This is a genomic window from Bifidobacterium breve DSM 20213 = JCM 1192, assembly GCF_001025175.1.
Classification (GTDB): Bacteria; Actinomycetota; Actinomycetes; order Actinomycetales; family Bifidobacteriaceae; genus Bifidobacterium; species Bifidobacterium breve.
Genome location: NZ_AP012324.1, coordinates 162,127 through 185,934, shown reverse-complemented (window position 1 = coordinate 185,934; position 23,808 = coordinate 162,127). Strand labels below are relative to the sequence as shown.

25 protein-coding genes, 2 pseudogenes and 1 riboswitch are annotated in these 23,808 nt (G+C 59.3%); of the genes and pseudogenes, 5 read left to right on the top strand and 22 right to left on the bottom strand.

Going from position 1 to position 23,808, the window contains the following annotated elements; translation table 11 throughout:
- Window positions 1-226 precede the first annotated feature (226 nt).
- Window positions 227-847, bottom strand: coding sequence for a DUF5701 family protein (locus tag BBBR_RS00690; protein WP_003828018.1), 621 nt, complete (start codon window positions 845-847; stop codon window positions 227-229).
- 233 nt (window positions 848-1,080) lie between these two features.
- On the opposite strand from BBBR_RS00690, the gene asd reads away from it, so the two are divergent.
- Window positions 1,081-2,175, top strand: coding sequence for an aspartate-semialdehyde dehydrogenase (gene asd, locus BBBR_RS00685; RefSeq protein WP_016462094.1), 1,095 nt, complete (start codon window positions 1,081-1,083; stop codon window positions 2,173-2,175).
- Window positions 2,176-2,572: 397 nt separating this feature from the next.
- On the opposite strand, the gene BBBR_RS00680 is transcribed toward asd, so the two are convergent.
- A complete protein-coding gene (locus tag BBBR_RS00680; protein WP_003828015.1) occupies window positions 2,573-3,139 on the bottom strand; it encodes an ACT domain-containing protein in 567 nt (188 codons plus the stop codon).
- Window positions 3,140-3,206: 67 nt separating this feature from the next.
- Window positions 3,207-3,971, bottom strand: a complete 765-nt coding sequence (locus tag BBBR_RS00675; RefSeq protein ID WP_003828014.1) for an aspartate kinase — start codon at window positions 3,969-3,971, stop codon at window positions 3,207-3,209.
- A 346-nt stretch (window positions 3,972-4,317) separates the two neighbouring features.
- Between BBBR_RS00675 and BBBR_RS00665 the strand changes: the two genes are divergently transcribed.
- The 3 genes from BBBR_RS00665 (at window position 4,318) to BBBR_RS00655 (ending at window position 7,111) form a co-directional block, all read left to right on the top strand.
- The gene (locus BBBR_RS00665) at window positions 4,318-5,187 is read left to right on the top strand and encodes an ATP-binding protein (protein WP_003828012.1); all 870 of its coding nucleotides are present in this window, start codon (window positions 4,318-4,320) and stop codon (window positions 5,185-5,187) included.
- Between the two features lie 292 nt (window positions 5,188-5,479).
- Window positions 5,480-5,869 (top strand): hypothetical protein, encoded by a 390-nt coding sequence (locus tag BBBR_RS00660; RefSeq protein ID WP_003828010.1) that lies wholly within the window; start codon window positions 5,480-5,482, stop codon window positions 5,867-5,869.
- A gap of 18 nt (window positions 5,870-5,887) precedes the next feature.
- Window positions 5,888-7,111 (top strand): class C sortase, encoded by a 1,224-nt coding sequence (locus tag BBBR_RS00655; RefSeq protein WP_003828009.1) that lies wholly within the window; start codon window positions 5,888-5,890, stop codon window positions 7,109-7,111.
- Here the strand turns inward: BBBR_RS00655 and BBBR_RS00650 are convergent, their stop codons facing one another.
- From BBBR_RS00650 to dnaX, 4 genes are all read right to left on the bottom strand, one after another.
- On the bottom strand, window positions 7,112-7,357 hold the full coding sequence (locus tag BBBR_RS00650) for a hypothetical protein (protein ID WP_003828008.1): 246 nt from the start codon (window positions 7,355-7,357) through the stop codon (window positions 7,112-7,114). It abuts the gene before it with no gap.
- Window positions 7,354-7,641 (bottom strand): ATP-binding protein, encoded by a 288-nt coding sequence (locus BBBR_RS00645; RefSeq protein WP_223261685.1) that lies wholly within the window; start codon window positions 7,639-7,641, stop codon window positions 7,354-7,356. The genes BBBR_RS00650 and BBBR_RS00645 overlap by 4 nt, the downstream gene beginning before the upstream one ends.
- 157 nt (window positions 7,642-7,798) lie before the next feature.
- Window positions 7,799-8,401, bottom strand: a complete 603-nt coding sequence (recR, locus tag BBBR_RS00640; RefSeq protein ID WP_003828006.1) for a recombination mediator RecR — start codon at window positions 8,399-8,401, stop codon at window positions 7,799-7,801.
- Window positions 8,402-8,445: 44 nt separating this feature from the next.
- Complete coding sequence (gene dnaX / locus BBBR_RS00635; protein WP_032738116.1) at window positions 8,446-11,100, bottom strand: DNA polymerase III subunit gamma/tau; 2,655 nt, start codon at window positions 11,098-11,100, stop codon at window positions 8,446-8,448.
- A 221-nt stretch (window positions 11,101-11,321) separates the two neighbouring features.
- Between dnaX and BBBR_RS00630 the strand changes: the two genes are divergently transcribed.
- A complete protein-coding gene (locus BBBR_RS00630) occupies window positions 11,322-11,921 on the top strand; it encodes a TetR/AcrR family transcriptional regulator (protein WP_003828004.1) in 600 nt (199 codons plus the stop codon).
- A 78-nt stretch (window positions 11,922-11,999) separates the two neighbouring features.
- Here BBBR_RS00630 and BBBR_RS00625 read toward each other — a convergent pair whose 3' ends face one another.
- The 15 genes and pseudogenes from BBBR_RS00625 to BBBR_RS00555 form a co-directional block, all read right to left on the bottom strand.
- Entirely contained in the window at window positions 12,000-13,130 is a 1,131-nt protein-coding gene (locus BBBR_RS00625; protein ID WP_003828003.1) for a diacylglycerol/lipid kinase family protein, read from the bottom strand.
- A gap of 64 nt (window positions 13,131-13,194) precedes the next feature.
- A complete protein-coding gene (locus BBBR_RS00620; protein WP_025262679.1) occupies window positions 13,195-13,572 on the bottom strand; it encodes an Rv3654c family TadE-like protein in 378 nt (125 codons plus the stop codon).
- Between the two features lie 44 nt (window positions 13,573-13,616).
- Window positions 13,617-13,997 carry a TadE/TadG family type IV pilus assembly protein gene (locus tag BBBR_RS00615; RefSeq protein WP_003828001.1) on the bottom strand — a complete coding sequence of 127 codons (381 nt, stop codon included), beginning with the start codon at window positions 13,995-13,997 and terminating at the stop codon, window positions 13,617-13,619.
- 16 nt (window positions 13,998-14,013) lie between these two features.
- Window positions 14,014-14,301 (bottom strand): DUF4244 domain-containing protein, encoded by a 288-nt coding sequence (locus tag BBBR_RS00610; protein WP_014483306.1) that lies wholly within the window; start codon window positions 14,299-14,301, stop codon window positions 14,014-14,016.
- A 291-nt stretch (window positions 14,302-14,592) separates the two neighbouring features.
- A complete protein-coding gene (locus tag BBBR_RS11000; protein ID WP_014483305.1) occupies window positions 14,593-15,249 on the bottom strand; it encodes a hypothetical protein in 657 nt (218 codons plus the stop codon).
- Between the two features lie 22 nt (window positions 15,250-15,271).
- Complete coding sequence (locus BBBR_RS00600; RefSeq protein WP_003827998.1) at window positions 15,272-15,739, bottom strand: hypothetical protein; 468 nt, start codon at window positions 15,737-15,739, stop codon at window positions 15,272-15,274.
- Window positions 15,740-15,994: 255 nt separating this feature from the next.
- Entirely contained in the window at window positions 15,995-17,014 is a 1,020-nt protein-coding gene (locus BBBR_RS00595; protein WP_014483303.1) for a CpaF family protein, read from the bottom strand.
- Between the two features lie 16 nt (window positions 17,015-17,030).
- Window positions 17,031-17,837, bottom strand: coding sequence for a P-loop NTPase (locus BBBR_RS00590; RefSeq protein WP_003827996.1), 807 nt, complete (start codon window positions 17,835-17,837; stop codon window positions 17,031-17,033).
- Window positions 17,838-18,155: 318 nt separating this feature from the next.
- The gene (locus BBBR_RS00585; RefSeq protein ID WP_003827995.1) at window positions 18,156-18,881 is read right to left on the bottom strand and encodes a DedA family protein; all 726 of its coding nucleotides are present in this window, start codon (window positions 18,879-18,881) and stop codon (window positions 18,156-18,158) included.
- A gap of 151 nt (window positions 18,882-19,032) precedes the next feature.
- Window positions 19,033-19,704: an HAD family hydrolase gene (locus BBBR_RS00580; protein WP_025262675.1), complete on the bottom strand. Its 672-nt coding sequence runs from the start codon at window positions 19,702-19,704 to the stop codon at window positions 19,033-19,035.
- A gap of 112 nt (window positions 19,705-19,816) precedes the next feature.
- Entirely contained in the window at window positions 19,817-20,587 is a 771-nt protein-coding gene (locus BBBR_RS00575; RefSeq protein WP_080543801.1) for an SDR family oxidoreductase, read from the bottom strand.
- A gap of 86 nt (window positions 20,588-20,673) precedes the next feature.
- Window positions 20,674-21,450: pseudogene (locus BBBR_RS00570) on the bottom strand (acyl-CoA reductase); the annotation flags it as partial.
- Window positions 21,441-21,587: pseudogene (locus BBBR_RS00565) on the bottom strand (xanthine permease); the annotation flags it as partial. The pseudogenes BBBR_RS00570 and BBBR_RS00565, both read right to left, overlap by 10 nt.
- A 45-nt stretch (window positions 21,588-21,632) precedes the next feature.
- Window positions 21,633-21,729, bottom strand: a riboswitch (TPP riboswitch).
- 130 nt (window positions 21,730-21,859) lie between these two features.
- Window positions 21,860-22,447, bottom strand: coding sequence for a heat shock protein transcriptional repressor HspR (locus BBBR_RS00560; protein WP_003827990.1), 588 nt, complete (start codon window positions 22,445-22,447; stop codon window positions 21,860-21,862).
- Between the two features lie 190 nt (window positions 22,448-22,637).
- The gene (locus tag BBBR_RS00555; RefSeq protein WP_003827989.1) at window positions 22,638-23,651 is read right to left on the bottom strand and encodes a DnaJ C-terminal domain-containing protein; all 1,014 of its coding nucleotides are present in this window, start codon (window positions 23,649-23,651) and stop codon (window positions 22,638-22,640) included.
- Window positions 23,652-23,808: the final 157 nt, after the last annotated feature.

Here is a 23,808-nt window from a genome sequence, read left to right as displayed (position 1 = left end):
GTTCCGTCGGCCCGCGCTTCGACCGCCACTTGACTTTCCGAGGGCGGATCTCCGCCGCTGTGGACATCTACTCCGCCTTCCGAGGGCACCTCAACGGGCGCGCCACGGGCATCGGCCCCTCATATTGCGCCATATTCCAACGGCGGGGCGCCCCCGCACGCCCCCACGCGCCGATGCGACTGCCCTCGGAAAGGCGAGTAGATGTCCGCAAAACGCCCCACCGGCCCTATCGGAACAGCGACACCCCGCGGCGGGCCATGCAGAACGCGTTGCCGAGCCACGTGTGCTTGGAATTCGGCCACACGGCGCCGAGCCTCGGCGCGTTCTGACTCATCCAGATGCTCGGCACGCGCCCGTCCGCGCTGCGCGAGCCGAGCAGGTTGAAACCGTTCTTTTCCAACAGCCATTCAGGGTGCTGGGTGGCGATGGCCAAGCCTTCTTCGAGGGTGAGCGGCAGACGCTCGTCGGAATCAATCAGCTTGCGGGCCACGTCGGGCTCGCGGTTGATGTAGCAGGTGCCGGTATGCGGATCGACCACCAGATAGAACGGGCCTTCGGGCGGCATGAATCCGTCTTGCGGCAGGAAGCTGGCGATGTCTCGCGGAGGCATGGTGGTAAAGCCGGCCATGCGGTTGATGGAGGTTCGCGCAATCAGCGATTCGGGCGAGACTAGCTCGCGCGTAGGCACCAGTAGGATGTTCGAGCCGAGATCGGAATGCTCGAGCGCGCCGATGAGCGGCTCGGCAAGCGCGCGGAATGCGGCGGCACTCATATCCGCCACGTCCGGGTAGCCGAGGGCCACGATACGGTCGAGTTGCTTTTGCGCCTCTACTGATGCGATAGACATGGCTACCAGTGTAGAACACTGCCGTCTCTTCGCTAGTCACTTTGCCAGTTATGGAGAGGATATCGAGCTGCGCGGCGCGGGGTACGCCATGGGGTGCGCCGCCGAGCCACCATATGGGAAGACGGCCACTGTTGTTCTGCATGTTTCGTACAATTACCGTGTGTTTGCGGCCATTGCAAGACGGTCGCTTGAACGTATCAGCCCATCGAAACCCGAAGGTCATAGAGGTCATCATGCCCGAAAAGATAAAGGTCGGCATTCTCGGCGCCACCGGTATGGTCGGCCAGCGTTTCATCACGCTGCTGGAAAACCACCCGTGGTTCGAAGTGGTCACGCTTGCCGCTTCCGCACACAGCGCCGGCAAGACGTATGAGGAGGCCGTCGGCAGCCGTTGGAAGATGGAAACGCCGATGCCCGAATACGCCAAGCACATGGTGGTTGCGGACGGCGACGACGCCGAGTCCGTGGCCGCGAACGTGGACTTCATGTTCTCCGCGGTGAACATGCCTAAGGACGAGATTCGCGCCATCGAAGAGCGTTATGCCAAGACCGAGACCCCGGTGGTATCCAACAACAGCGCCCACCGCTGGACCCCGGACGTGCCGATGGTGGTGCCGGAGATCAACCCCGAACACTTCGCGGTGATCGAGCACCAGCGCAAGCGCCTTGGCACCACACGCGGTTTCATCGCCGTCAAGCCGAACTGCTCGATTCAGGCCTACACTCCGGCGCTGGCCGCGTGGAAGGAATTCGAGCCACGCGAGGTGGTCGTCAGCACCTATCAGGCGATTTCCGGCGCGGGCAAGACCTTCCAGGATTGGCCTGAGATGGTGGGCAACATCATCCCGTTCATTTCCGGCGAGGAAGCAAAGAGCGAGAAGGAACCGCTCAAGGTGTTCGGCCATGTGGACGCCGACAAGGGCAAGATTGTGCCGTTCGACGGCGACCTCAAGATCACGTCCCAGTGTATCCGCGTGCCCGTGCTCAACGGCCACACCGCCACCGTGTTCCTGAACTTCGGCAAGAAGGCCACCAAGGAAGAGCTCATTGATCGTCTGGTGAACTACACCTCCAAGGCGTCCGAGCTCGGCCTGCCGCACGCGCCGAAGCACTTCATCCAGTACCTCACTGAGGAGGACCGCCCGCAGGTCAAGCTTGACGTGGATTACGAGGGCGGCATGGGCGTTTCCATCGGCCGTCTGCGCGAGGACTCCATCTTCGATTGGAAGTTCGTAGGTCTGGCCCACAACACCCTGCGCGGTGCCGCCGGCGGCGCCCTCGAGTGCGCCGAAATGCTCAAGGCCCTCGGCTACATCACCAAGAAGTAGCTGCCATACTGCTTTGCAGAAGAGCCCGTTATTTCGTCGCTCGCGCGACGAAATAACGGGCTCTTGCGTTGAAGCCAACTATCGCATATGCCTTTCCTGACTTTTCCCCACCCAAAAAAGTCTCTCGCATCGTGTTTCAGCACCAAATCGCGTTTCGAGGGGCTGATTTAGCTTTCTCCGGACGTCTACTACCGCTTCAAGGGGCTGATGGGCAAGTAGCCGTGGCTCAATAATGGCGAAATGATGTTGCTGCAATGCCGTTTATACTTGGAGTTTCGCATTCGAGGAGCCCCTCGAAATGGAAGTAGACGTCCGGAAGAGGCCAAATCCGCCCCTCGAAACCGAGAAAGCCCTCCACAAGGAGGGCTTTCATCGGATTTAATGCACGTATCGCGGCTCAGCGACCGGTTCCGCCGTACACCACGGCTTCAATCTGGTCGGCATCGAGACCGTAGGCAGTGTGCAGAGCCTTGACGGCGTCGTTCAGCTGGTCGAGCGGCACAAGCGCGGCGATACGAATCTCGGAAGTGGAAATCATCAGCACGTTAATGTCCTCATCGCTCAGGGCCTGGAAGAACTTGGCGGCCAGACCGGAGTGAGTCTTCATGCCGACGCCCACCACGGCCACCTTGCCAACGTTGGTATTCACATCGAAGGAGTGGTAGCCCAGCACGTCCTGCTTGTCGAGCAGCGTGTTCTGCACCTGCTTGACGGCGGCCTCCGGCACAGTGAAGGAGATGTCCGCAGTACCCACGGACGCACCGGCCTGCACAATCATGTCCACATTCACGCCGGCGGTGGCCAGCTCGGTAAACACCTTGGCGGCCATGCCCGGCTCGTTCGGCACGCCGCGCACGGTGGCCAGCGCCTCAGAACGGTCGTGGGCGATGCCGGAAATCACCGGAGCTTCAGGACCCAGGTCGGGGAACAGGTCGCCCATGGATTTCGCTTCTTCTTCAGTCATGTCTTGCCTTGTCTTGCTTGATATTGCTAACGATTTTGTCGGTTATTCGGGTTCGGTTCGGTCTCGCTCAGTCGATGTTCGGCAGCGTGCGCGGATCCACACCGTCAGGCACCACCAACGTGCCGGGGCGGCGGGAGAACGAGGAGCGCACGTGCAGCGGCATGTTGAAGCGCTGAGCGTATTCCACGCAGCGCAGCGCCAGCACCTTGGAACCGCAGGAGGCCATTTCCAGAATGGCTTCGTAGCCGATGGAAGGAATGCGACGAGCGGAGGTCACGATGCGCGGGTCGGCGGTGAAGATGCCGTCCACGTCGGTGTAAATCTCGCAAACGTCGGCACCAAGGGCCACGGCGAGCGCCACGGCGGAGGTGTCGGAACCGCCACGGCCGAGCGTGGTGGCATCGCCCTTGGCGTTGATGCCCTGGAAGCCGGCGACGATGGCAATGTCTCCCAGCGATAGCGCGTTCTTCACACGATCCGGCTTGACGGCCTTGATATGGGCCGCGCCGTAACGGGCGTCGGTGAGGAAGCCGGCCTGCTGACCGGTGAAGGAGTGCGCACGGCTGCCTTCGGCGTGAATGGCCATGGCGAGCAGGCTCATGGAAATTCGCTCGCCAGCGGTCATAAGCATGTCCATCTCGCGCTCGGGCGGGTTGGAGTCGATGCTGAGGGCCTGATCGATGAGGTCGTCGGTGGTGTCGCCCATGGCGGAGACCACCACGGCCACTTTGTTGCCCTTCTTCTCCGTCTCGACAACGCGCTTGGCCACACGTTTAATCGATTCGGTATCGGCGACCGACGAGCCGCCGTACTTCTGCACGATGAGAGCCACTGCTGTCCTTTGTTCTTCTCTTGGGAGTATTTGCCGATTATTCTACGCAAACGCAACGATTATAAAAGTTGCCGCGTTCGCGAAGCGAACCATCGCCGGCATATGGACACCGTAATAGCCTTGGCGATTATGCTCCCGCGCGCTTCCGCCGTACACCGCCCGCACACCCGATGTTCGGTGGCACCGCATAGCCACCGCTAAATCGCTGTGCCGCTGAACCGATATGCCGCCCTGTCGCACCACGACGGTGAACCCGCAACCAGCAAACATTCAGGATTCCGCCGGGTGTTCTTTGAGGCTACTCCCCCGCCGCTCGGACGATGAGATTCTGTCTTTGACCGGGGCCATGCAAAACAATAAGCCGACGCTTGCCGGAATGATGACGCTCGGCGATTACCCGCAACGCATCTACCCCAACCTTTGCATTACCGCTATTGCAGTCAATGGCACTGTTTTGCAGCCCGATGACGGTGGAGAACGCTTCATCGACAACAAGCGGTACGAGGGCACTATCGCAGAGATGCTCGAAGGCGCACTGGGGTTCGTTGCCCGCAACGGGAAAACGAGAGTCGTGATTCGCGACGGAAAACGCACCGACATCCCCGAATATCCGGAAACCGCGGTACGAGAAATAATCACTAATGCTCTCATGCACCGCGATTATGGCCCATACTGCAACGGCACGCCCATCCGACTTGTTATGTTTTCGGATCGGCTGGAATGTTGGAATCCGGGCGGCGTATACGGCGGCCAAAGCATCAACGATTTGGGCTATGCCAACATGCCGACGCGAAATCCCACGTTAGTTTCAATTTTGGAAATTGAGAAAATCGCGGAAAATCGCCACTCGGGGATCCCCGTTATTCGGGATGAGGCTAGGACACACGGAGTCCGGCAGCCGGAATTTATCGACCAGAGAGGTTCATTCCTCGTACGGTTCTTCAACAGCAGCGCGGAAACGAATGCTAGCGACCATGACGCCACGCCCGGCCAAGACAAGAACAGCCCGCGCCCGGCCGACGTCGAAAATACTATTCTTGCGTATTGCGCCAAACCGCGATTGGCGCAGGAAATCGCAAATCATGTAGGCCGAAGCCTGCAATATACGCGACGAGAGTACATTCGGCCGATGGTCGAGGCCGGGAAACTGTCATTGACGCTCCCGGACAAGCCCAAGAGCAAGTACCAGCGGTATCGTCTGACCAATGCTGCATAGAATTCCATTTTTTTGTAGGGCGAAGTCACGAAAGTGATTGCGCCCATTTTTGATTCCGATTCTGAACCCATCAATTTTGCGCATTGAATGTACAAAAATTAGTGCATTGAATGTACAAAAACTACATTCAACACCGTTGCCGTCCAATCCTCAGCGAGAAACTCCCTAAGATCGGGGAAGCTGGAACCACATTGTCCGAAAACATGGTGGTGGACGCACTTAATCCGGTATGCTCCCGTCTACGCCGTCGCCCGGCACCGAGGCCGGGCGACGCAGCGAGAAAGGACATACCATGCCTGACCAACATCCCATTCACTCGGAAGGGCCACCGCAAGAAGACGACACCTCAGGCGCCTCGCCCAAGCCGATGCTGTCAACCGAGGGGCAGATAGCGCATCTCAAGGCCAGGGGCGTCGCGTTCGAACTATGCGACGAGCAGGAGGCACTGGAGTACCTGCGCGCGAACACGTACTATTACAAGCTCGCCGCCTACCGCGTGCTGTTCCCCAAAAAGGTCGGCGGGGCCCATGACGGGGAGTCGCGCAATCAGGTTCTCCGGAGTACCTTGTACCGCGAAAATTGTTATGTGATTGATGGCGTACACTCGATGGCATACGTGACAGCAAGACTCGGGGCAGCCAACAGGCAAACACGCATGCGCACACCCTGGCAGCAGGCATAGGGAGAGGGAACACAGAAAATGGCTTTTCTGCATAGACGCCCGAAGAGCAAGCATGCCCGTTCCCGCGCTAATGCACCCGCCGACGCATCCGCCGCAGCAATAGCCGACGCATCAGTCGATACAGCAGCAGTCGATACAACAACAAACAATTCAGCAGCAGCCGATGCGGCAGCAGCCAGCAACACTTTCACCCAAGATCCGTTCAACGAGGTCGTCGACGTCTCCGATCTGGCAGCCGAACGCCGCCGCCTCCAGCGCAATCTGCTGGCGATGCGCATCATCACCATCCTTCTGCTCATCGCCGCCATCGGCGCAGCCTGTTTCCCGCTGGCTCTGCAATTCCAATCCAGCCAGGAGCTGGCCGCCACTGCTGCTACCAGTGCCAAGCAAGTGGCCGGATGGCCCTACCCGCAGGCAGAGGACAAGCTGAAAGTCGCACGCGCCTACAACAAGAAGCTTGCCGATTCCGGTCAGCCCGTACTGGGCGAGGCGGTCGATCCGTTCTCGGCCGCGCAGGGTGGGTCACGCGCCAGCGGCGAGGACTCAGCCTCCAAGAAAGACAAGGAATACCAATCGCTACTGGATGCCGGCAACGGCGTGATGGGCACCATCAAAGTCCCCAAGCAATCCATCAACCTGCCGATTTACCACGGCACCTCCGAGGAGGCACTTGCCTCTGGCGCCGGGCATCTCTACGGCACATCGCTTCCCGTGGGCGGCAAGTCCACTCATTCGGTAATCACCGGACACCGCGGTCTGGTGGAGGCCATGATGTTCACCCGCCTGGACGAGGTGAAGAAGGGCGACTTCTTCTATATCGAAGTCATGGGCGAGACCTTGGGATACAAGGTGGATAACATCTCAGTGATTCTGCCGGACGACACCTCAAAGTTGCGCATCGCGCCGGGCGAGGACCGCGTCACGCTGATGACCTGTACGCCGTACGGTGTGAACACGCACCGACTGTTGATTTCCGGGCACCGTGTCTCGATTCCTGTGCCTGCCCCCGAACCACGCGACGTGCACGACGGGCGGACCATTGGCATCGCGGTCGGTGTCGGCATACTGCTGGCTGGACTGTTCATCATCTGGCTACTGCGGCGGCACAAGCCCGCACGCATCATGCATCACACCGCTTTCTGGCCCTGGCATCGCCGCGACGGAGAAAGCGCCAACGATACGTTGAGAGTGCTTGCCGAGCCAGTCAAGAAGCCAGTAGGCGAGTTGCCACCATCCGTATAATCATCCGGCATACATGTCGTCCACAGACACAAACGACATACGTTCATCCTCGCAGTATCGATTTCGGATAGATTCACCTACCTCATTTTTTGAAAACAGCACAAACCGAGCTGTCTCCGGCAAGTAACCACGGATTAATCCGGCCCTCCCACGCAGCCGCTCAACGGCTTCCGTCTCATTAAATGAGTTACGCCACTTGCACTCGCCTATCAATATCTGCTTACTCAGAGAATCAGCCGCAATCACATCAATATCGGTCTGTTCCCGCGCAATCGGATCATTACACCACCATTTGCTAAAAGGTTGTCGAACAACAGTCGAAGTACGTTATCTTCGAATCCATCGGATTCATTGATACGCGCAAGATAGTACGGAGTACCGCCAAAAGTCGCGTAATAACGAACCAAATCCTGCGACTTCGTGTTAGGAAGAAATTTCGCTGCGTCAGCGTAATCGAACGGCAACAACCTGATTTGGGCAGTGCGTCGGCCATACAATCGGCTTTTACGGCCAAGCACCTCGCTCTCCATGAACCCTTCATTACTGCCGGCCAAAATAATCGTCATATTAGTCGCAAGCAACCCATGATCAACGGCAATCTGCAGAGCGGACGGCAACGACGGTTCGGCAATTGCCGCATATGGAAATTCCCTGTAAATACGATACTCTCAAGGAGAGAGATGCCGCTTAAGCTTCGCGGCGGCCGGCTAGGGCTCGGCCGAGGGTGATTTCGTCGGCGTATTCGAGGTCGGAGCCGACCGGCAGACCGCTGGCAAGACGCGTAATCTTGACGCCTACCGGACGCAGCAACTGGGTCAGGTAACTGGTGGTGGCTTCGCCTTCGATGTTCGGGTCAAGCGCCATGATCACCTCTTTGACCTCATCGCCTTCCAAACGCTTGAGCAGGCCGGGGATGCGCAAATCCGCAGGGCCAACGTTGGCCATCGGGTTGATGGCGCCGCCGAGCACATGGTAGAGGCCGCGGTATTCGCGGGTGCGCTCGATGCTCATCACGTCCTTAGGCTCCTCGACCACGCAGATCACGCTGCGGTCGCGGCGAGGGTCCGCGCACACCGGGCAAGGGCTCGTCTCGCACACGTTGCCACAAATCTCACAGAACCGAACCTTGGCCTTGACCTCTTCGATGGCCTCGGCCAGCTCGCGGGCCTCATCTTCGGGGGCGGACAGCATGTAGAAAGCAATGCGCTGAGCTCCTTTGGGACCGATTCCGGGCAGGTGCCCGAATGCGTCAATCAACCGCTGGATGGCGCCGTCATAGGCCAATGCCATGTGTGCTCCTCATGTTTTTCTTTGTTTCGTATGGTGTGCTGCGATCAGTCATCCGTATGCTTCTTGGCGGGCTGGATGTTCTTCGGGTTCTTTGGGTCATCGGCCGCAAACTCCTCGACCTTCTTGACCTCGAACAGCTTCTTGAGATCATCCATCTTCATGGCCGTGGCATCGCCAAGCGACTGGTCGCTCATCGAATACTCATCGTCCTCGGCCGCAACCTGCGGCTGAGGGCTCGGTGGCATTGGCTGGTTCCACGGGTCAGCAGCGCCCGAGTTCTGGCTTTGCGGCATACCCTGACTCTGTGATGGGGTCTGCCGCTGAGCCTGACCCTGCGGTTGATTCCACGGATCCGGTTCCGATTGCGGAGGAGCTGGTTGATTCCATGGATCCGGCGCAGCTTGCGGCGCAGACGCAGCAGGCTGGTTCCACGGGCCACCCATCGGTTCGGCAGGCGGAGGCACCGGCTGGTTCCACGGGTCAGCGGATGCCGTTGAGGCAGCAGAATCCGCAGCCGGGGCACCCACGTTCGAGGAAGTAGACGCGGTGAATTGCTCAGCTTGGCCGGCCTGGGTATTGGCGGTCGCATCTTGTGCGTGTGCGACAGGTGCTGCCGGCGTTGCCCATGGGTCCACGTCATCGCTCATGTCCGGCACGGCGACATGCTTCTTGTGGTGCTCTTCAGGCGCCTGTGCAGATGCAGGGTCTGGATTGCTCGGAGCAAAACCATCAACAGACGGCTCACCTGCAGACGCAGATGGCTCGACCACAGCCTCAGACGATGCGGCAGGTTTGGCCCATGGATCGTCATCATCCAAATCGGGCTTGTTCGAAGTGCCTCCCGGCGTTACGCCAGAGGCACGGTGGCTGCCATCCGCATCTTCGGCGTTCCCCTCAGCAGCCGGCTTCTGAGCTTTTGGCTCACTGCCGGAATGCATGCCCAGGCCAGCTCCCAGACTCGAAGCGGCCAGACCCGCCTTGGCCATCGCAATCTGCTGCTTGACCTTGGCCAACTGTTCGGGGCTCAGGCGCTTGACGGATTCCACTCGCTCACCGTTGGCTGCAACGGACGCAGGAGCGATAACCGCATCGGCACCGAATTCCTGGCGTACGGCATCCATCACCACGATTGCGGCCTTTTTGCCGCTGTTATCCACCGCGAGCGCAAACGCATGCTGGCTGAGCGGCTTGTCGAAGGTCATGGACAGGCAGGGCAATCCCTTACGGTTGGGGCCGAATGCCACCGTCGGCACCTTGTCTCTGGTGACGTATTCGCGGATGGCCTGCGGCAATGCTGTAACGGCTGCATTCCACTTTTCATCAATGGATCGGGAGTCGGAGCTTGGAGCCGCAGCATTCGTAGCAGGAGATGCAGGCGCAGCAGGGGCGGCGGCTGCGGGCGCGGTCTGCGTCTGTGCTTGATTTCGTGCAGCGCCGGCGAATCCACCGTGTGAGGCCCCGACGAAACCGCCACGAGATGCGCCGGCAAAACCACCTGCTGCACCTCCCGCAGCGGGAGCGGCAGAGGCTACAGCTCCTGTGGCTGACGCGGGAGCTCCCAATGCGGGAGCGGCAGCGGGTGCAACGAACCCGTTTTCGCTGCCGGCCAGCAGTCGGGCCGCCAGCAATTCGAGTCGCATACGCGGAGAGATGGCACCGGTCATGGCACCCAGCGTGGTGTTGATGATATCCGCAATGGCGGTGAGCGCGCTCAGTCCAAGGGCCTTGGCCTGGCGGTGCAGGTCGTCCATGTCCTCGGCCTCGGCCGTGTCTGACAGCACGGATTCCGCGCGGTCGCCCGCCAAAGTCAGCACCAGCAGGTCACGCACGCGGGCCAGCAGATCCTCCACGAATCGTCGTGGGTCGAACCCGCCGACCACGACCTTCTGGATCACGCCGTACAGGGCCTCGCCGTTATGATCGATGACCGCATCGATGGCCTCACCGATCAACGCTTCAGGAGTGAAACCAAGCAGAGCCACGGCGGCATCATGGGTGATGACGCCCTCGACGGAACCGACCATGAGCTGGTCCAACACGGACAGGGTGTCTCGCATGGAGCCGCCGCCGGCACGCATCGCGAGTTTCAGCACGCCGGGCTCAGGCTTGATGCTCTCTTTCTCGCAGATCGTTTCCAGATAGGGGCCCATGACCTCCTGCGGCACCAGACGGAACGGGTAATGATGGGTACGCGAACGGATGGTGCCAATCACCTTGTCCGGTTCGGTGGTGGCGAAGATGAACATCACATGCTCGGGCGGTTCCTCAACGATCTTGAGCAGCGCGTTGAAGCCCTGCTGCGTGACCATGTGAGCCTCGTCGAGGATGAAAATCTTGTAGCGGTCGCGGGCGGGGGCGAACCCGGCGCGTTCGCGCAATTCGCGGGCATCGTCCACACCGTTGTGTGAGGCGGCATCGATTTCGACCACATCGATGGATCCCGGGCCTCCGGTGGCCAGATCCTTGCAGCTTTCACACTCGCCGCACGGATGCGAGGTTGGGCCCTTGGCGCAGTTGACGCAACGGGCCAGGATACGCGCGGAACTGGTCTTGCCGCAGCCTCGCGGGCCGGAGAACAAATAGGCATGCGTGAGCCTGCCCTCGTCAAGGGCTCGCATCAGAGGAACCGTGACCTGGTCCTGGCCGATCACACCTTCAAAGGTGTCCGGACGATAGCGACGATACAGTGCAAGTGCCATAGCTACTAACCTACCTTGCCCCTCACTCAATTTTTCGTAAATAACAGAGATCGTTTCGGTATATACCATTCCGAGCAGTTCATTGCTTCGTTGATATATTGGCGATCTCATGGGCGACATGCACCACACGGTTTCGGAATTGACGTTATTTTGTTCGGTATTTCCTCGTACTCCCGTTTGTTTAACATAGTGTCAACATCAGTTACATTCAGGAGGCACCCATGAGCCGGATTCTCAAGGACAAGCGCGCCAACCGCGGAGACACTCGCCGCGAGTCCATTGTGCGCGCCGCACGCGAAATCTGCTTGGAAAAGGGCTTCTCCAAGATCACCGTCTCCGACATCGCCAGCAAGGTCGGCATGACGCGATCGCTGTTCTACCACTACTTCAACGACAAGGACGCCGTGGCCGACGCCGTGCTGGATGATGTGATCGATGAGATCCTCACCAAGCTCGAGGAATGGAACCAGGCCCGCGAAATCGGCAACGTGAACAAGGCGCTTGACGAAATCGTTCTCGTACTGCGTTCGCTCATTGCCGACGAAAGCCCGTTCTCGAACCGGATGATCCAGGACGGCAACGCCGAACTGTACATCAAATTCATCGACCAGGCCGCCGACCGCATCGCAGACTACATCGCCCAGACCACAGTGCGCGACTTCGAGCAGATGCATGGGCTGCCAATCACCAACGTCCACGAGACGTTCTTCACGCTCAACGTGGGACTGATCTCCCTGATCCGCTCACACCCCGGTGTCAGCGATCGCACCATCAAGGAAGTCATTGCACAGACGCTACACATCGAAAGCTACATCGCATAACCGCTGCCAGCGGCAGACCTCCCCTCAGTCAGCTTCGCCGACAGCTCCGCTCGGAGAGGGGAGCCAAAGCATTTTCGTCTAGTTAAAGCGTCCGGTCACGGGATCACGGCCATCGCGGGTGATGGCATCGAGCACCTGCTGCCTGGAATCGACCTCACGTGCCGCCACGGCCGGCGGCACCAGCACGCGCAGCGCGCAATTCTCCGCCACCACACGAACCGGCAAATGCCCGATGTATTCACCATCAGCCATCAGCACCGGAGGCTCATCGCCTTCGTTTGCGCGAGTGACCTCGATTTCTCGAATCCGCTCCCACCCAAATACGTCGGAGGCAAGCAGCTTGCCGTTATACGCATTCGCAAGAGCCACTGCGCACTCCCGCACGTTCGGCACATGATCCATCCACACCAAATCCAGCAATCCGTCGGAGAAACAGGAGTATGGCGACACCTCGATACCACCACCGATATGCCGTGAATTCGCGACTGTCAACAGCGGGGTGATGATGTCCCTCTCGTCCACGGAACCATCGGCCAACGTGGCCTTGATGTGGTATCCGTAACGCTTCATATGCGTCAGCTCCACCAGTACCGCCGAGAAATAGCGCATGGTGCCGGTCGGCAGACGCGAATGGTTCGCACGGTCATTGATGCTCGCATCAAGACCGCAGGAGAGCATGCCGGCATAGTAGCGATCGATCGGATACTCAGCGGACCTGTCGCCCTCGCACTCGTATTCCTCCCCGGTGGACGTATCTACCGCATAACCACCTTCCAAGGAAGTCACACGGCCCATGTCCACATCGATATGCGAACCGCGCACGATGGCGCCCACGATGCCTTCCACCGCGGTTTCAATACGGTTCACCGGCAGCTTGAGCCCGCGAGCGAAATCGTTGCCCGACCCCATGGCCACAATACCCAAAGGCTTGCCGCTGCACCCAACCGCATTGGCGCCAAGCGCTATCATGCCGTCGCCACCGACCACCACCAAGTAGTCATACTCATGCGACCGTTCACGAGCCTGATGCAATGAATCCTCGAAACTCGTACCGGTAATGTCGATGACTTCAAAATTATGGGAGCGACCTGCCTCTTCCAGCAGATTCAGCACCTGCGCATCCACCTTGGCACCGCGTCCTTTATCGGAGGTGGGGTTTCCCACCATTGCCACGATGCTGCGGCGCTCGTTGTGTTCACTCTCGCTCATGCTTTTACCTTAGCCAAGGATGGCGAAAGTCCGCTAGAATGCGGCCCTGTTTTATGCTGTGTGGTTACTCACTAGCACCTCCCTTATCGCATTCCGCCGGTCCGGCAAGAGCCGTTCGCTGCACGCGCGGCGTCAATGGGACTGCAGTATCCACTGCCACGGTGACCTGCACATCATCCGACTGCACCATGCAATCGGGCAATGCGACGCTATTGGATACGGCCAGCTGACCTGCGAACGCGCATGGATCGTCCGCCCACCCATGCCATGCGGCATAGGCGGCATCGAAAGCGATGAGGTCAGCTAGGGAACGTGCCCGGTTTTGGCAAACCACCAGATTGCCAATGCACGCCGTTGCCGAAAGAGCCACCCCAACCAGCATGACCAGCATGACACCGGCCATTGTGCCTGACCCTTCTTCAAGACGTGACATACGTGGCATACATGCCGCCATCGCCGTTCCCCCCTCCCGACCGACCGTGTGTGTTATTGCCGCGCAGCCACAGCTTCACCATGCACCCGAGTAGGAGTCACATTCAAAGGCCCTGGCAAAACGGGGCATTCGACCGCCACTCGCACCAAGCTGCCTTCCTGATGCACAGTCACATCCACTCGGCTTCCCACAATATTCACGGCAGCCTGTTGTGCTGCGGATTCATCATCAGAAACCACCAATTCACGCGCGGATGCCGTTGCGGCACTTTGGCAATCCATGGATACCGCAACCACTCGGGTAAGCGTCAGCAACACCCCCGTTATTGCAATGACGCTGGGCAGCACTACCGCGAACTCGGCCGTGGCCGCACCCTCATTGTGCACAGGCGGCAAACGGGCGAGCCATCTGCTGAGACCTTTTCTCATGTTCATTGCCCTCCCGAGTCGCTCACCCGACGTTCAACGCCTTTTTGATCAGATTTGTCAGCAACGTCTTAATGGCATCCGACTTCAGAATGGTGACCAAAAGCGCCGCGAACCCGGTGGCGGCAATCAGCACCACCGCGTACTCGGCTGTGGCCGCTCCTTCTTCCGGCTCAGCCATAAGCGTGCGCATCCGTGCATCCATGAGGCATAGTCGTTCTTTGGCACGGGCATTGAGCTCGGCGATTTTGGCTTTGCTGTGGGCAAATATGCCCGCTTGACCATCAACGATGATGGGAATGTGCGTGTCCATCGGTATTCCTTTCCCCACGGGAAGGCCCACATCAATCGTGCGCTCTCCTGACTCCGTGCGATAGCGTTTGGCCCTCGCGCCGAACACTGTGACGCGAGGTGAGTTCCACTGTGAAGCAATCCGGCGTGCGGCGCATCAGCGAACAGCACATGTGGTTCTAGCTTGCCAAGTTATCCACACCGCGGCGTGTCATCCACAACAAAAGTGGATAACCACCAGCCATGCGTCATGACACAACGCAAGACGATGGCACAACGCAAGACGAGACAACCAAAACAGGCCAGAAGAAACCTACATCAGGAAAGAAGCAATTGCTGGAAGTACTCCGACAATGACAAACGCCGGCAAAAAGCACAAGCCAGTCGGCATCAGCAAACGCACGGACAAACGGGCAGCGGCACGTTCTATACGCGCTCGCTCATCCTTATCAAGCTGTTCGACAGCAGCATCGATAAGCACTCCGGGAGAATCCCCTTGCAACCAAGCCGGTTCCAAAGACTCGCGGATCATGCCCAGTGCGATGTCACCAGCACCGCCATCCGTATCGCCATGCTGCCCTGACCGGCCTCGCCGTTTTGCGCCACCCAAACGAGCGGAATGGTTCATCCCCGCCGAAGCATCCGTCCCGGCTAAGGCGGCACACCATGCGTCCGACCATGAGACGCCGCGCAATAATGATTCGCCCACGCGGCTTAAGCATTGACCGTATGCGCCTCCAACAGCGCGGCCCACAACATCAAGGGCCCGCGGAACCGAGGCTCCTTGCCGCAGAGACACTTGCACCATCCGCAGCACCAGCATGGCCCATGCCGCATCGGCAACCACAACAGGCTCGTCATGATTCGCCCATTGCCCAATGTCAGGCAGACGACTGGCTGCACGCGGCTTCACCATGCTCAGCCAGCATGCGAACGCCGCGCACCCCGATGCAATGCATGTTCCAATCATCTTCGCCTCACCCCGATAGCTGTCAGCCGTCTCGCATCAGGGCGCGCATCCAAACCAGACCGACCACATAGCAGCATCCGCCCGACACCAAACACACTAGGCCGCGTTGAGAACCGAACAAGAATAGCAAGGGGTGAGCTCCCATCAATTCCCCCAACACAACCGCGATTGCCGGCAACGCGCTGAGCAAACCAACCGTGGCTTGAGGCACGGCGAAGGCCTGCGCCCTCATGTTCTGCATCAATCTCATATGCGAGTAGACATCCAATACCGCCTCCAAGCAGGGCACGGCACGGCAGCCCAATTCCTCGCTGACTGTCGCTGCCGCAGCAGCGCCCATGGCGGCACGCACGGACTGCGCGCGTGATTCGTCCGGCAATCGTCGCCGCTCAAACAAGTCGGTCAGGCGTTGTGGGGTCAGCCTGCGCACGGCAAAACGTCCGCCGAATTGCTCCTCGAACGCTTCCACCAGCGTTCCTCCACCTGCCATGCGAGCAATGGCGGAGGCCAATACCTGAGCGATTCCGTTCCTCGGCAATGCTGCTGTCGTTCTACGCCCAGCACCACCTCCGACGTTCGAGTCCCACCCATTCCGGCTCACGAAACCTCCACCAGCACCTCGATTGAGCCTTCCAGAAAGACTCCGCACATCACGCAGACGATCAACAACCCCAGATTGGCGACTAGGCCATATCAGCACAGCGACCATTGTCAGCATCACACACCAGAGCAATATCCCACCCCCCTAGCTACAGCCCCACAATGCCGCGAAATCACGCCACTGAGGTGAATATCGAGGCTCGGCCGAACCGTCCCAAGCCACCAATGGAACGCCTTGCAATTCACCATACGAGGCGTGCAAAGTGCCGATTTGTGCAATATGCCTACGGCCGTCCACTCGTTCAAGATGCAGCACCGCATCGAAGGCGCCTTCGGCAAGCATGGCCAATGCACGAGGAGCCACCCCGGCCAGTAATCCCAGTGCGATCAAACGCTGCGGCACTTGCGCCACGCTGTTCGCATGCAAGGTGGTCATGCCGCCCCGGTGGCCGGAATTGAACGCCCTCAGCAGATCCACAATCTCCTCGCCACGGCATTCCCCCAACACCACCCGGTCGGGGCGCATGCGCAGCGTGGCTTTCACCAAATCGGGAAGGCCCACCGCACCTTCGCCTTCAACGTTCGCTTCCCTCGCCGCCATGGAAACATGATTCCCATGGCCAAAATCGACAAGCTCCCGCACCTCTTCCACGGTGACGATACGGTCATTCGCATCACACTGCGCAAGCAACGCCTTTGCCAGGGTGGTCTTGCCCACGCCGGTACCGCCAGTAATCAGCACGGCGGCTCTCTTGCTCACCAGCCCGCTTAGTACCGAAATCCAGCCGGCAGGAAACATGCCCAACTGGGCAAGCCGCTGCAACGATGCCACCTCGCTGCCGGGGAATCGTATGGAAATCGACGCCCCCTGCGGCACTAACGGCGCTATCACCGCATGGACACGCACACCATGCATATTGGAAGCATCGGCAATAGGGCACGCATCATCCAGGCGGCGCCCCAATTGCGCGCATAACTGCACCGCATAATCACGCACCACTTGCGGCGATCGGAATGGCACTTGCAAGATATGCTCCCGCATACCGCTGCCACGATCCGCCCAGACGCGGCCCTCACAAGTCACCGCAATATCAGTGACTCGATCATCTGAAGCAAGCTCATCCAATAACCCGAAAAACATGCCTGCGCGATGCAATGCCGTCATGATATCCCCACTTCAATCAGGCAGCCCGAGCACCAGCGCGAATATCCCGCTCCACCGCATCGGCGAGCGCCTCGATGGCCTTACGACTTCCCTTGGGCACGGATCGGATGCCTAATCCCTCAAGCACATCACCGCACAAGCTGGAAGTCAGACGGATGGGACCCACCACTGCAGCGCTCAGATAATCTTCGGCTTCGGCAACATCCACGCTCCCGCGACCTCGCGGCGTACCTCTCGGTTCGATGCCGCCAATATGGGGAATCCCGCATTCCCATGCGGACAATCTGAGCCGATGGGCTTTGGCCCGAGCCAAACCGATTACTGAAAGTTCCGCGGCCATCACCTGCACTCCATGGCGCAAGTCACTCACTGTTTCAATCAGGCCTCCCTGGCCGGCATCTACGATGACAATATCGTGCGTTTCGGCAAGTGCCCGAATCACGGCCTGCACTTCCCACCATTCAGGCTGCCGCGTGCTCCAGGGATCGCACGGCAGCACACGAATACCCTCCCAGTCAATGAGCTCATGACGCAGTGCCGCTCCTTCAATACGGCCCAACGGAGCGTCTATCTGACTGAAACGCAGACCCGGCTCACGCTCGAGGCCAAGCAGCAGATCCAAGCATCCCGCCACGAAATCGGCATCGACCAGCACGCAGCTTTGCCCACGCTCCGTGAGCGTCAGCGCAAGCATAGAGGCCATGACGCTGAGCCCCACGCCACCGTGACCCGAGGTCACGGTCACAATATTGTGCAATGCCACGTTCGTGGAGAACGATTCTTCCGGAGTCCTGTTCGACCGTTTTCTCTCATACGCAGCCATTGGTTGCGGAGGAGGGGTGTAGTAGCGCGGCGGCGGGGAGGGCCCGACCCCAGCGGACTGGGGAGGGGACGAAACGGCCGCTGCCGGAGAGCGAGCAACGCGAACAGTGCGAGAGGATGTGTCGATATTCATAGGGAGATTGAACCGTGCGAGCCAACCTATTTCAACCGAAATCAGGTTCTGTGGTTCCAGCTTGCCGAATTATCCACACCCCGGCATGTTGTCCACCAACAATGTGGATAACACAACAAAGCCCCGTTCCGCACATCACATGCGGAACGGGGCTTGGAAAAGAAACGAACCCTACAGCACCAAAAACTACTTATTAAGGTTCTCGATACCGGATTCCATCGTATCCAGCTGGGAATCGGCAACCGACTCCGGCTTCTTCTTGCCGAACTTGGCCTTCAGCAAACCGATGATGGTGGGCGCCAGCGAAACCAGCAGAATCAGCACGATCACCAATTCGAAGTGATCCTGCACGGCCGGAATATTGCCGAAGAAGTAACCCAGCAGCGTGAACAGCGTGGACCAGCACAGGCCGCCAGCCACCGAGAACGGGGTGAATCGGCTCCAACGCATGCCGGAAATACCGGAGATGAACGGCATGAACGTACGAATGAACGGGAAGAAACGGCCCAGGAACACAGCCAGCGGGCCCCACTTCTCAATCATGTGCTCAGTTTTGGCCAAACGCTCCGGGGTCAAGGCCTTCACCTTGCCGGACTGGATAATGCGGCGGCCGAAGAAGTGGCCAATGAAGTAATTGCACTGGTCACCGACAATCGGGGCGCACCAGACCACCGGCAGCAGCCAGAACAGCGGCAGCGCAGCCTTGCCGGTCGCGGCATCGGGAGCGGCGAACACACCGGCAGCGAACAGCAGGGAGTCGCCCGGCAGGAATGGGAAGAACACCACACCCGTTTCGATAAATACGATGAGGAAGATGAAGCCGAGGGTCGGCGCCACACCCATGGCAATCCAACCGGCAATCGCGGCACGCGGATCCTTCAGCAGTTCGAGGATGAAATTAACGAAGCCCATGTGTTTCCTATGAGTACTAAATCTTGTATTGAGCTGCCAGCCCAATGAACCAGACAGTTATATGCAAACCGTCAAACACCCTACCAGCCGGCCTATAACATCAGGTCGACTGGGGGTTTCCCACACAAACTCCGCAATACAAACGAAATTTCTACTCCCCCAAACGCTGCCGCACAAAGGCGTCCAGCGCGGCCGCATCGATGCCCTCATACGAGTCGATGGAGGCAAACTGACCAAGGCCGGAAGTGTCGGTGCGAATCCAGCCAGTCTGCGCAATTAGTGTGGCCCCCGAGGCGGCGCCGGAGCGCAGGCCGGATGAGGAATCTTCCATTACCACGCACTTGACCATGTCTTCAGGCGCGATGCCGAGTCTCTCAGCCGCGGCCAGATATGGGGCAGGGCTCGGCTTGTGCTCGTACGGATCATCGCCGCAGACGTAGCCGGCAAGCAATCCATCAGCCTGCTTCATGATGTTCTCGGCCATGCGGCGAGGCGAAGTAGTGACCAGCATGGATGGGATGTCGGCTTCCTTGAGCGAACGCAGCACGTCTTGCACACCAGGAATCCACGGCAGACGTTCGACCTCCGCCTTGAATACATAATCCTTGAGCTGCTTGTCGATTTCGGGAATGCTCAATGTGCAGCCATGCGCAATCATGACCTCCGCCACGTGTGGCACCGGAGTGCCGGAGCACTCCCAACCGAGGTCCTCGTTCCACTCGCCGCCATTGTTGTGCGCGATCTCAATCTCACCGTCATGCCAGAGCGGCTCAGAATCGATGAGAGTACCGTCCAAATCCCAGAACACGGCTTTGAGCAGCATGGTTACCTCCGTTCGCATGACCGCACGCCAATCGGCGCCTTTACTCTTGCTGCATTCCATTGCACCAACCGGATGCGACAACCATAGCGCGTCAGCACACCGCTCCGGCACTTCAGCGCATGGTCAAACCACCATCGACGTGCAGACATTGCCCGGTAATGAAGCCGGCCATGTCGGACGCCAACAACGCGACCCCTCCGGCGATGTCATCGGGACGGGCAAGGCGGCCAAGAGGCGTCATGGCAATGATTCGTTCACGAACATCCTCGGTGGTGGCTGCGCTGGATGCGGTTCCGGCCGTCAAACCTGCGGCAATGGCATTAACGGTAATGCCGAAGCCGCCCAGCTCCTGGGCCAGAGAGCGGGTCATGCCGACCAAGCCGCCTTTGGCAGTGATATACGAATGGTAGGGCACGATGGGCGAATCGACCAGATTGCTGGAGATGTTGATGATACGCCCGGAGGTCTGGGCTCGCATCAGCGGCACCACATGTGAGCACATCAGATATGCACCATGCAGGCATCCCTCGATCTGTGCGCCAAACTCATCCCAATCGCCTCCAGCAAAAGTGGAACGGCGACGCGGATCAAAGGAGAAGCGTCCGAAAGCATTATTCACTAAGATGTCCACGCCGCCGAATGAGCCGACAGCGGTACCCACCAGCTTGGAAGATTGCGATTCATCGCAAACATCCGCCTGTACAGCTATAGCCAAGCCTCCCAGTGAGTGGATGTCTTCAACAGTGCGCTGCGCGCTGGCGGCGTCATGTACGTAATTGATGACGACAGCGGCTCCGTGCGATGCCAGGCATTTCGCCACGGCCGCTCCTATGCCCTTGCCGGAACCGGTGATAATCGCTGTTCTGCCATCCAGATTCACCATTGGACGCCGTGCCATATCGCTTTGCTCTGTCATTGCCCTTGCCTTTCGCCCTGCTACCAGCCCCTGCTGCCCGCAACAGCACAGGCCTATTCCATATCCATATCGAACGAATCGCTGTACGCGTCGCTGCCGCGTTCGACATCCACCGCGCGCAACAGATCGATGAGGTTGAAGCCCCCATCATGATGCCAGCCGGATTTCGCCCGATCCATCTCACCGAGCGGACAGATGCGATTCACACCGACCGCGGCCAATATATCTGCAAGACCAAACAGTCTGGTTGAATCCACAGCGACACCGCAGCTCTGCAGCCAGCCACGGCAGGAAGTCAGTCTTCTGGCAGCGTCCAACAAATCTGGCACCGCCACCACGTTGACGGTGCGGTTCAACGGCGACATCAGCGAAGCAACATCCTCGTCGGCACCGCTACCGTCAAGTTCTCGATACAGCACCGACCATGCCGTGCTATGGCCACTGGCGAACACCGCGGCCTTCCCGCCCATCAAGGCTCTCATCTCAGTGTCGGTGCGCACCCGCTGAATGGCCACGTTCTCGGCGTCACTCAATACGGAGCGCGGATATTTGCGCCGCTGATTCTCAAGCTCGCCACCGAGCAGCTGAGCCACTTCACGAGGGGTGAGGGCTCCATTAGTCTCCACGAACACGGTCTGCGGAGCCAGGCAGCTTTGCTGGTCATATGTGGCGATGTCAACAGCCACACGATGCACGGTATCGGCATAGGTATCAGGGCGCAAAGCCTCTCGGCCAATGAACGCCAACCCGACTTTTGCTCCGTAACCTAGACAGGGCTTGGATCCGGCGACTTTGCCCGCAATCAATTTGGTAGTCTGCGAAGAACCGTAATCATGTTCGACGACAGGGCGATAGGTAAGCCAATCGCTCCTGCCACGAATACCGGATCAAGCCAAACATTGGAAACGAACACGTGCTGAAAACCCAGCAGTACGTTCTGGGCGGTCAGCTCCTTGCGTATTGACATACGCTTCCTCTCTCAACGCGCATATGGGATGCCGAGCCGAACAGAGGAGTTCAACCGTCGCATTCCCTACGCGAGTGTTAGCTCACAGGTTCGAAGGGTTCGGCACATACCGTCTCAGCCTAAAGCACCCCTTACGAATCGGTTTTCGCACGTCACCGTAACAAACCTTGACATCTCCGTCAAGAAAATTCGTGCTTCTTTCGGCAGCTGCCCGATGTGAGATAACAAACAGTTTTACGAATGGAGAAGGAATCGAAGCAACGCGGCCAGACTCACCAACCCCACAGGACCATGGACTTGAAGTCGGCGGGAGTGGAGTTGGAGTCGCCGGTGGCGCCGGCAGCGGTATCGGCGGCAGTATCGCGGCCGGGCAGTTCGCGGGTTTCGCGGCGGATGGCGTTGCGCCAGAGGCGGGCGCGGTTGGAGCGTTGTACCTCCACAATATTGCCGTCACGGCCTGCGGCGAAAACGCTCTCCTGGTCGCCGGTTTGCATGCGTTTGACTTCGCGGCGCAGTTGGCGATTCTCCTCTTCGAGGACCAAAATGCGTGCGATGCCGGAAAGATTGATGCCTTCGTCCTGGCTCAGGCGCTGAGCGCGAGTCAGGCGGGCAATGTCACGCAGGCAATAGCGGCGAGCGCCGCCATCCGTGCGCTGCGGACGAACCAAACCGAGGCGGTCGTACTGACGGAGGGTCTGGGGGTGAATGTTGGCCAACTCGGCGGTCTGGCCGACGGTGAAGATGGGCAGTTCGATGTCGAAGCCGACGTCATCGGCTCCGTCGAGATCGGCCCTGCCCATCACGAGCGCGGTTGCGCACATCGCGTACAACTGCTTCATCTGGTTGGCTAACCGCGCCATTGTTCACCTCCTGTGATTTTGAGAGCCTTCGGTTCGACTCCCGGCTCCCCTCAGAGAGGGGAGCCAAGACCACCCTCAGTCAGCCTTTGGCTGACAGCTCCCACCAGCGGGAGCCAAGATTGCGCTCATTCAGCTTCTGCCAGCGGGAGCCAAGATTGCGCTCATTCAGCTTCTGCCAGCGGAGCCCCTGTTAGTTGAGATAGTCGCCGGCTTTTTCGTCGAATTCTTTGGCGGCGTGCTTGACCGCCAGACCCGGCTTGGCAGGGACCATGATCTGCACACGGCCGATCAGGTCGCCCGGCTGGTTGCCACGCTTGACGCCCAGCCCGGCCAACTTGACCTCGGCACCGGAGCTGGAGCCCGCGGGCACCTTGAAGGTAACCAGGTTCCCGTCGATGTCCTTGGCGTCAACCTTGCCGCCGGCCACGGCCTGGCCTACGGTGACGGGCAGGTTCATGACGATGTCACGACCGCGCATCGAGAACGTGGAATCCGGATTGACGGTGACGTGCAGGTACAAATCGCCGGCCTTGCCGCCGTTGATGCCCGGCTTGCCCTTGCCGGCCAGCTTGATCTTCTGACCGTCCTTGACGCCGGCGGGCACATGAGCCTTGAACTTCTTGCCATCCACGGACAGGGACACGGTCGCACCCTTGACCGCCTGACGAAGGGTCAAGCTGATCTTGGAGTTGCGGTCCTCGCCGTTTTCGGGGCGCGGGGCTTCCTCATAGCCGTAGCCACCGGCGTTACCGTATGCCTGCTGGCCGTAGCCGCCAGCACCCTGCCCCGCGGCTCCACCGAACATCGAGAAGATGTCGTTGAGATTGGGGTTGCCGCCGCCCGAAGTGGAGAAGCGGATACGCGAACCGTTGCCACCGGCACCCTGGCCAAACATGGAGCCGAAGATGTCGGAGAAGCCGGAAGCGTCGAAGCCGCCGGCACCGGAACCACCGGCAAAGCGGGCGCCGCCCATACCGAACTGGCGAATCGCGTCGTACTTTTGGCGATCTTCTTTCTTGCTCAGCACGTCGTAAGCTTCGGAGATGTCCTTGAACTTCTCCTCGGCTTCCTTGGTCTTGTTGACGTCAGGGTGGTACTTGCGGGCGAGCTTGCGGTACGCCTTTTTGATGTCGTCGTCCGAAGCGTCCTTGGAGACACCAAGGACTTTGTAGAAGTCTTTACTGAGCCATTCGTTTTCAGCCATTCATGTCTCCTTTCTTGAAAAGTCTTTATGGTTGGCTCCCGCTGGCGAGAGCTGTCGAGCGAAGCGAGACTGAGGGTGGTTTATATTCAGTGTTTGACCACCCTCAGTCAGCCTTCGGCTGCCAGCTCCCGCCAGCGGGAGCCAAGATAATGTCAGC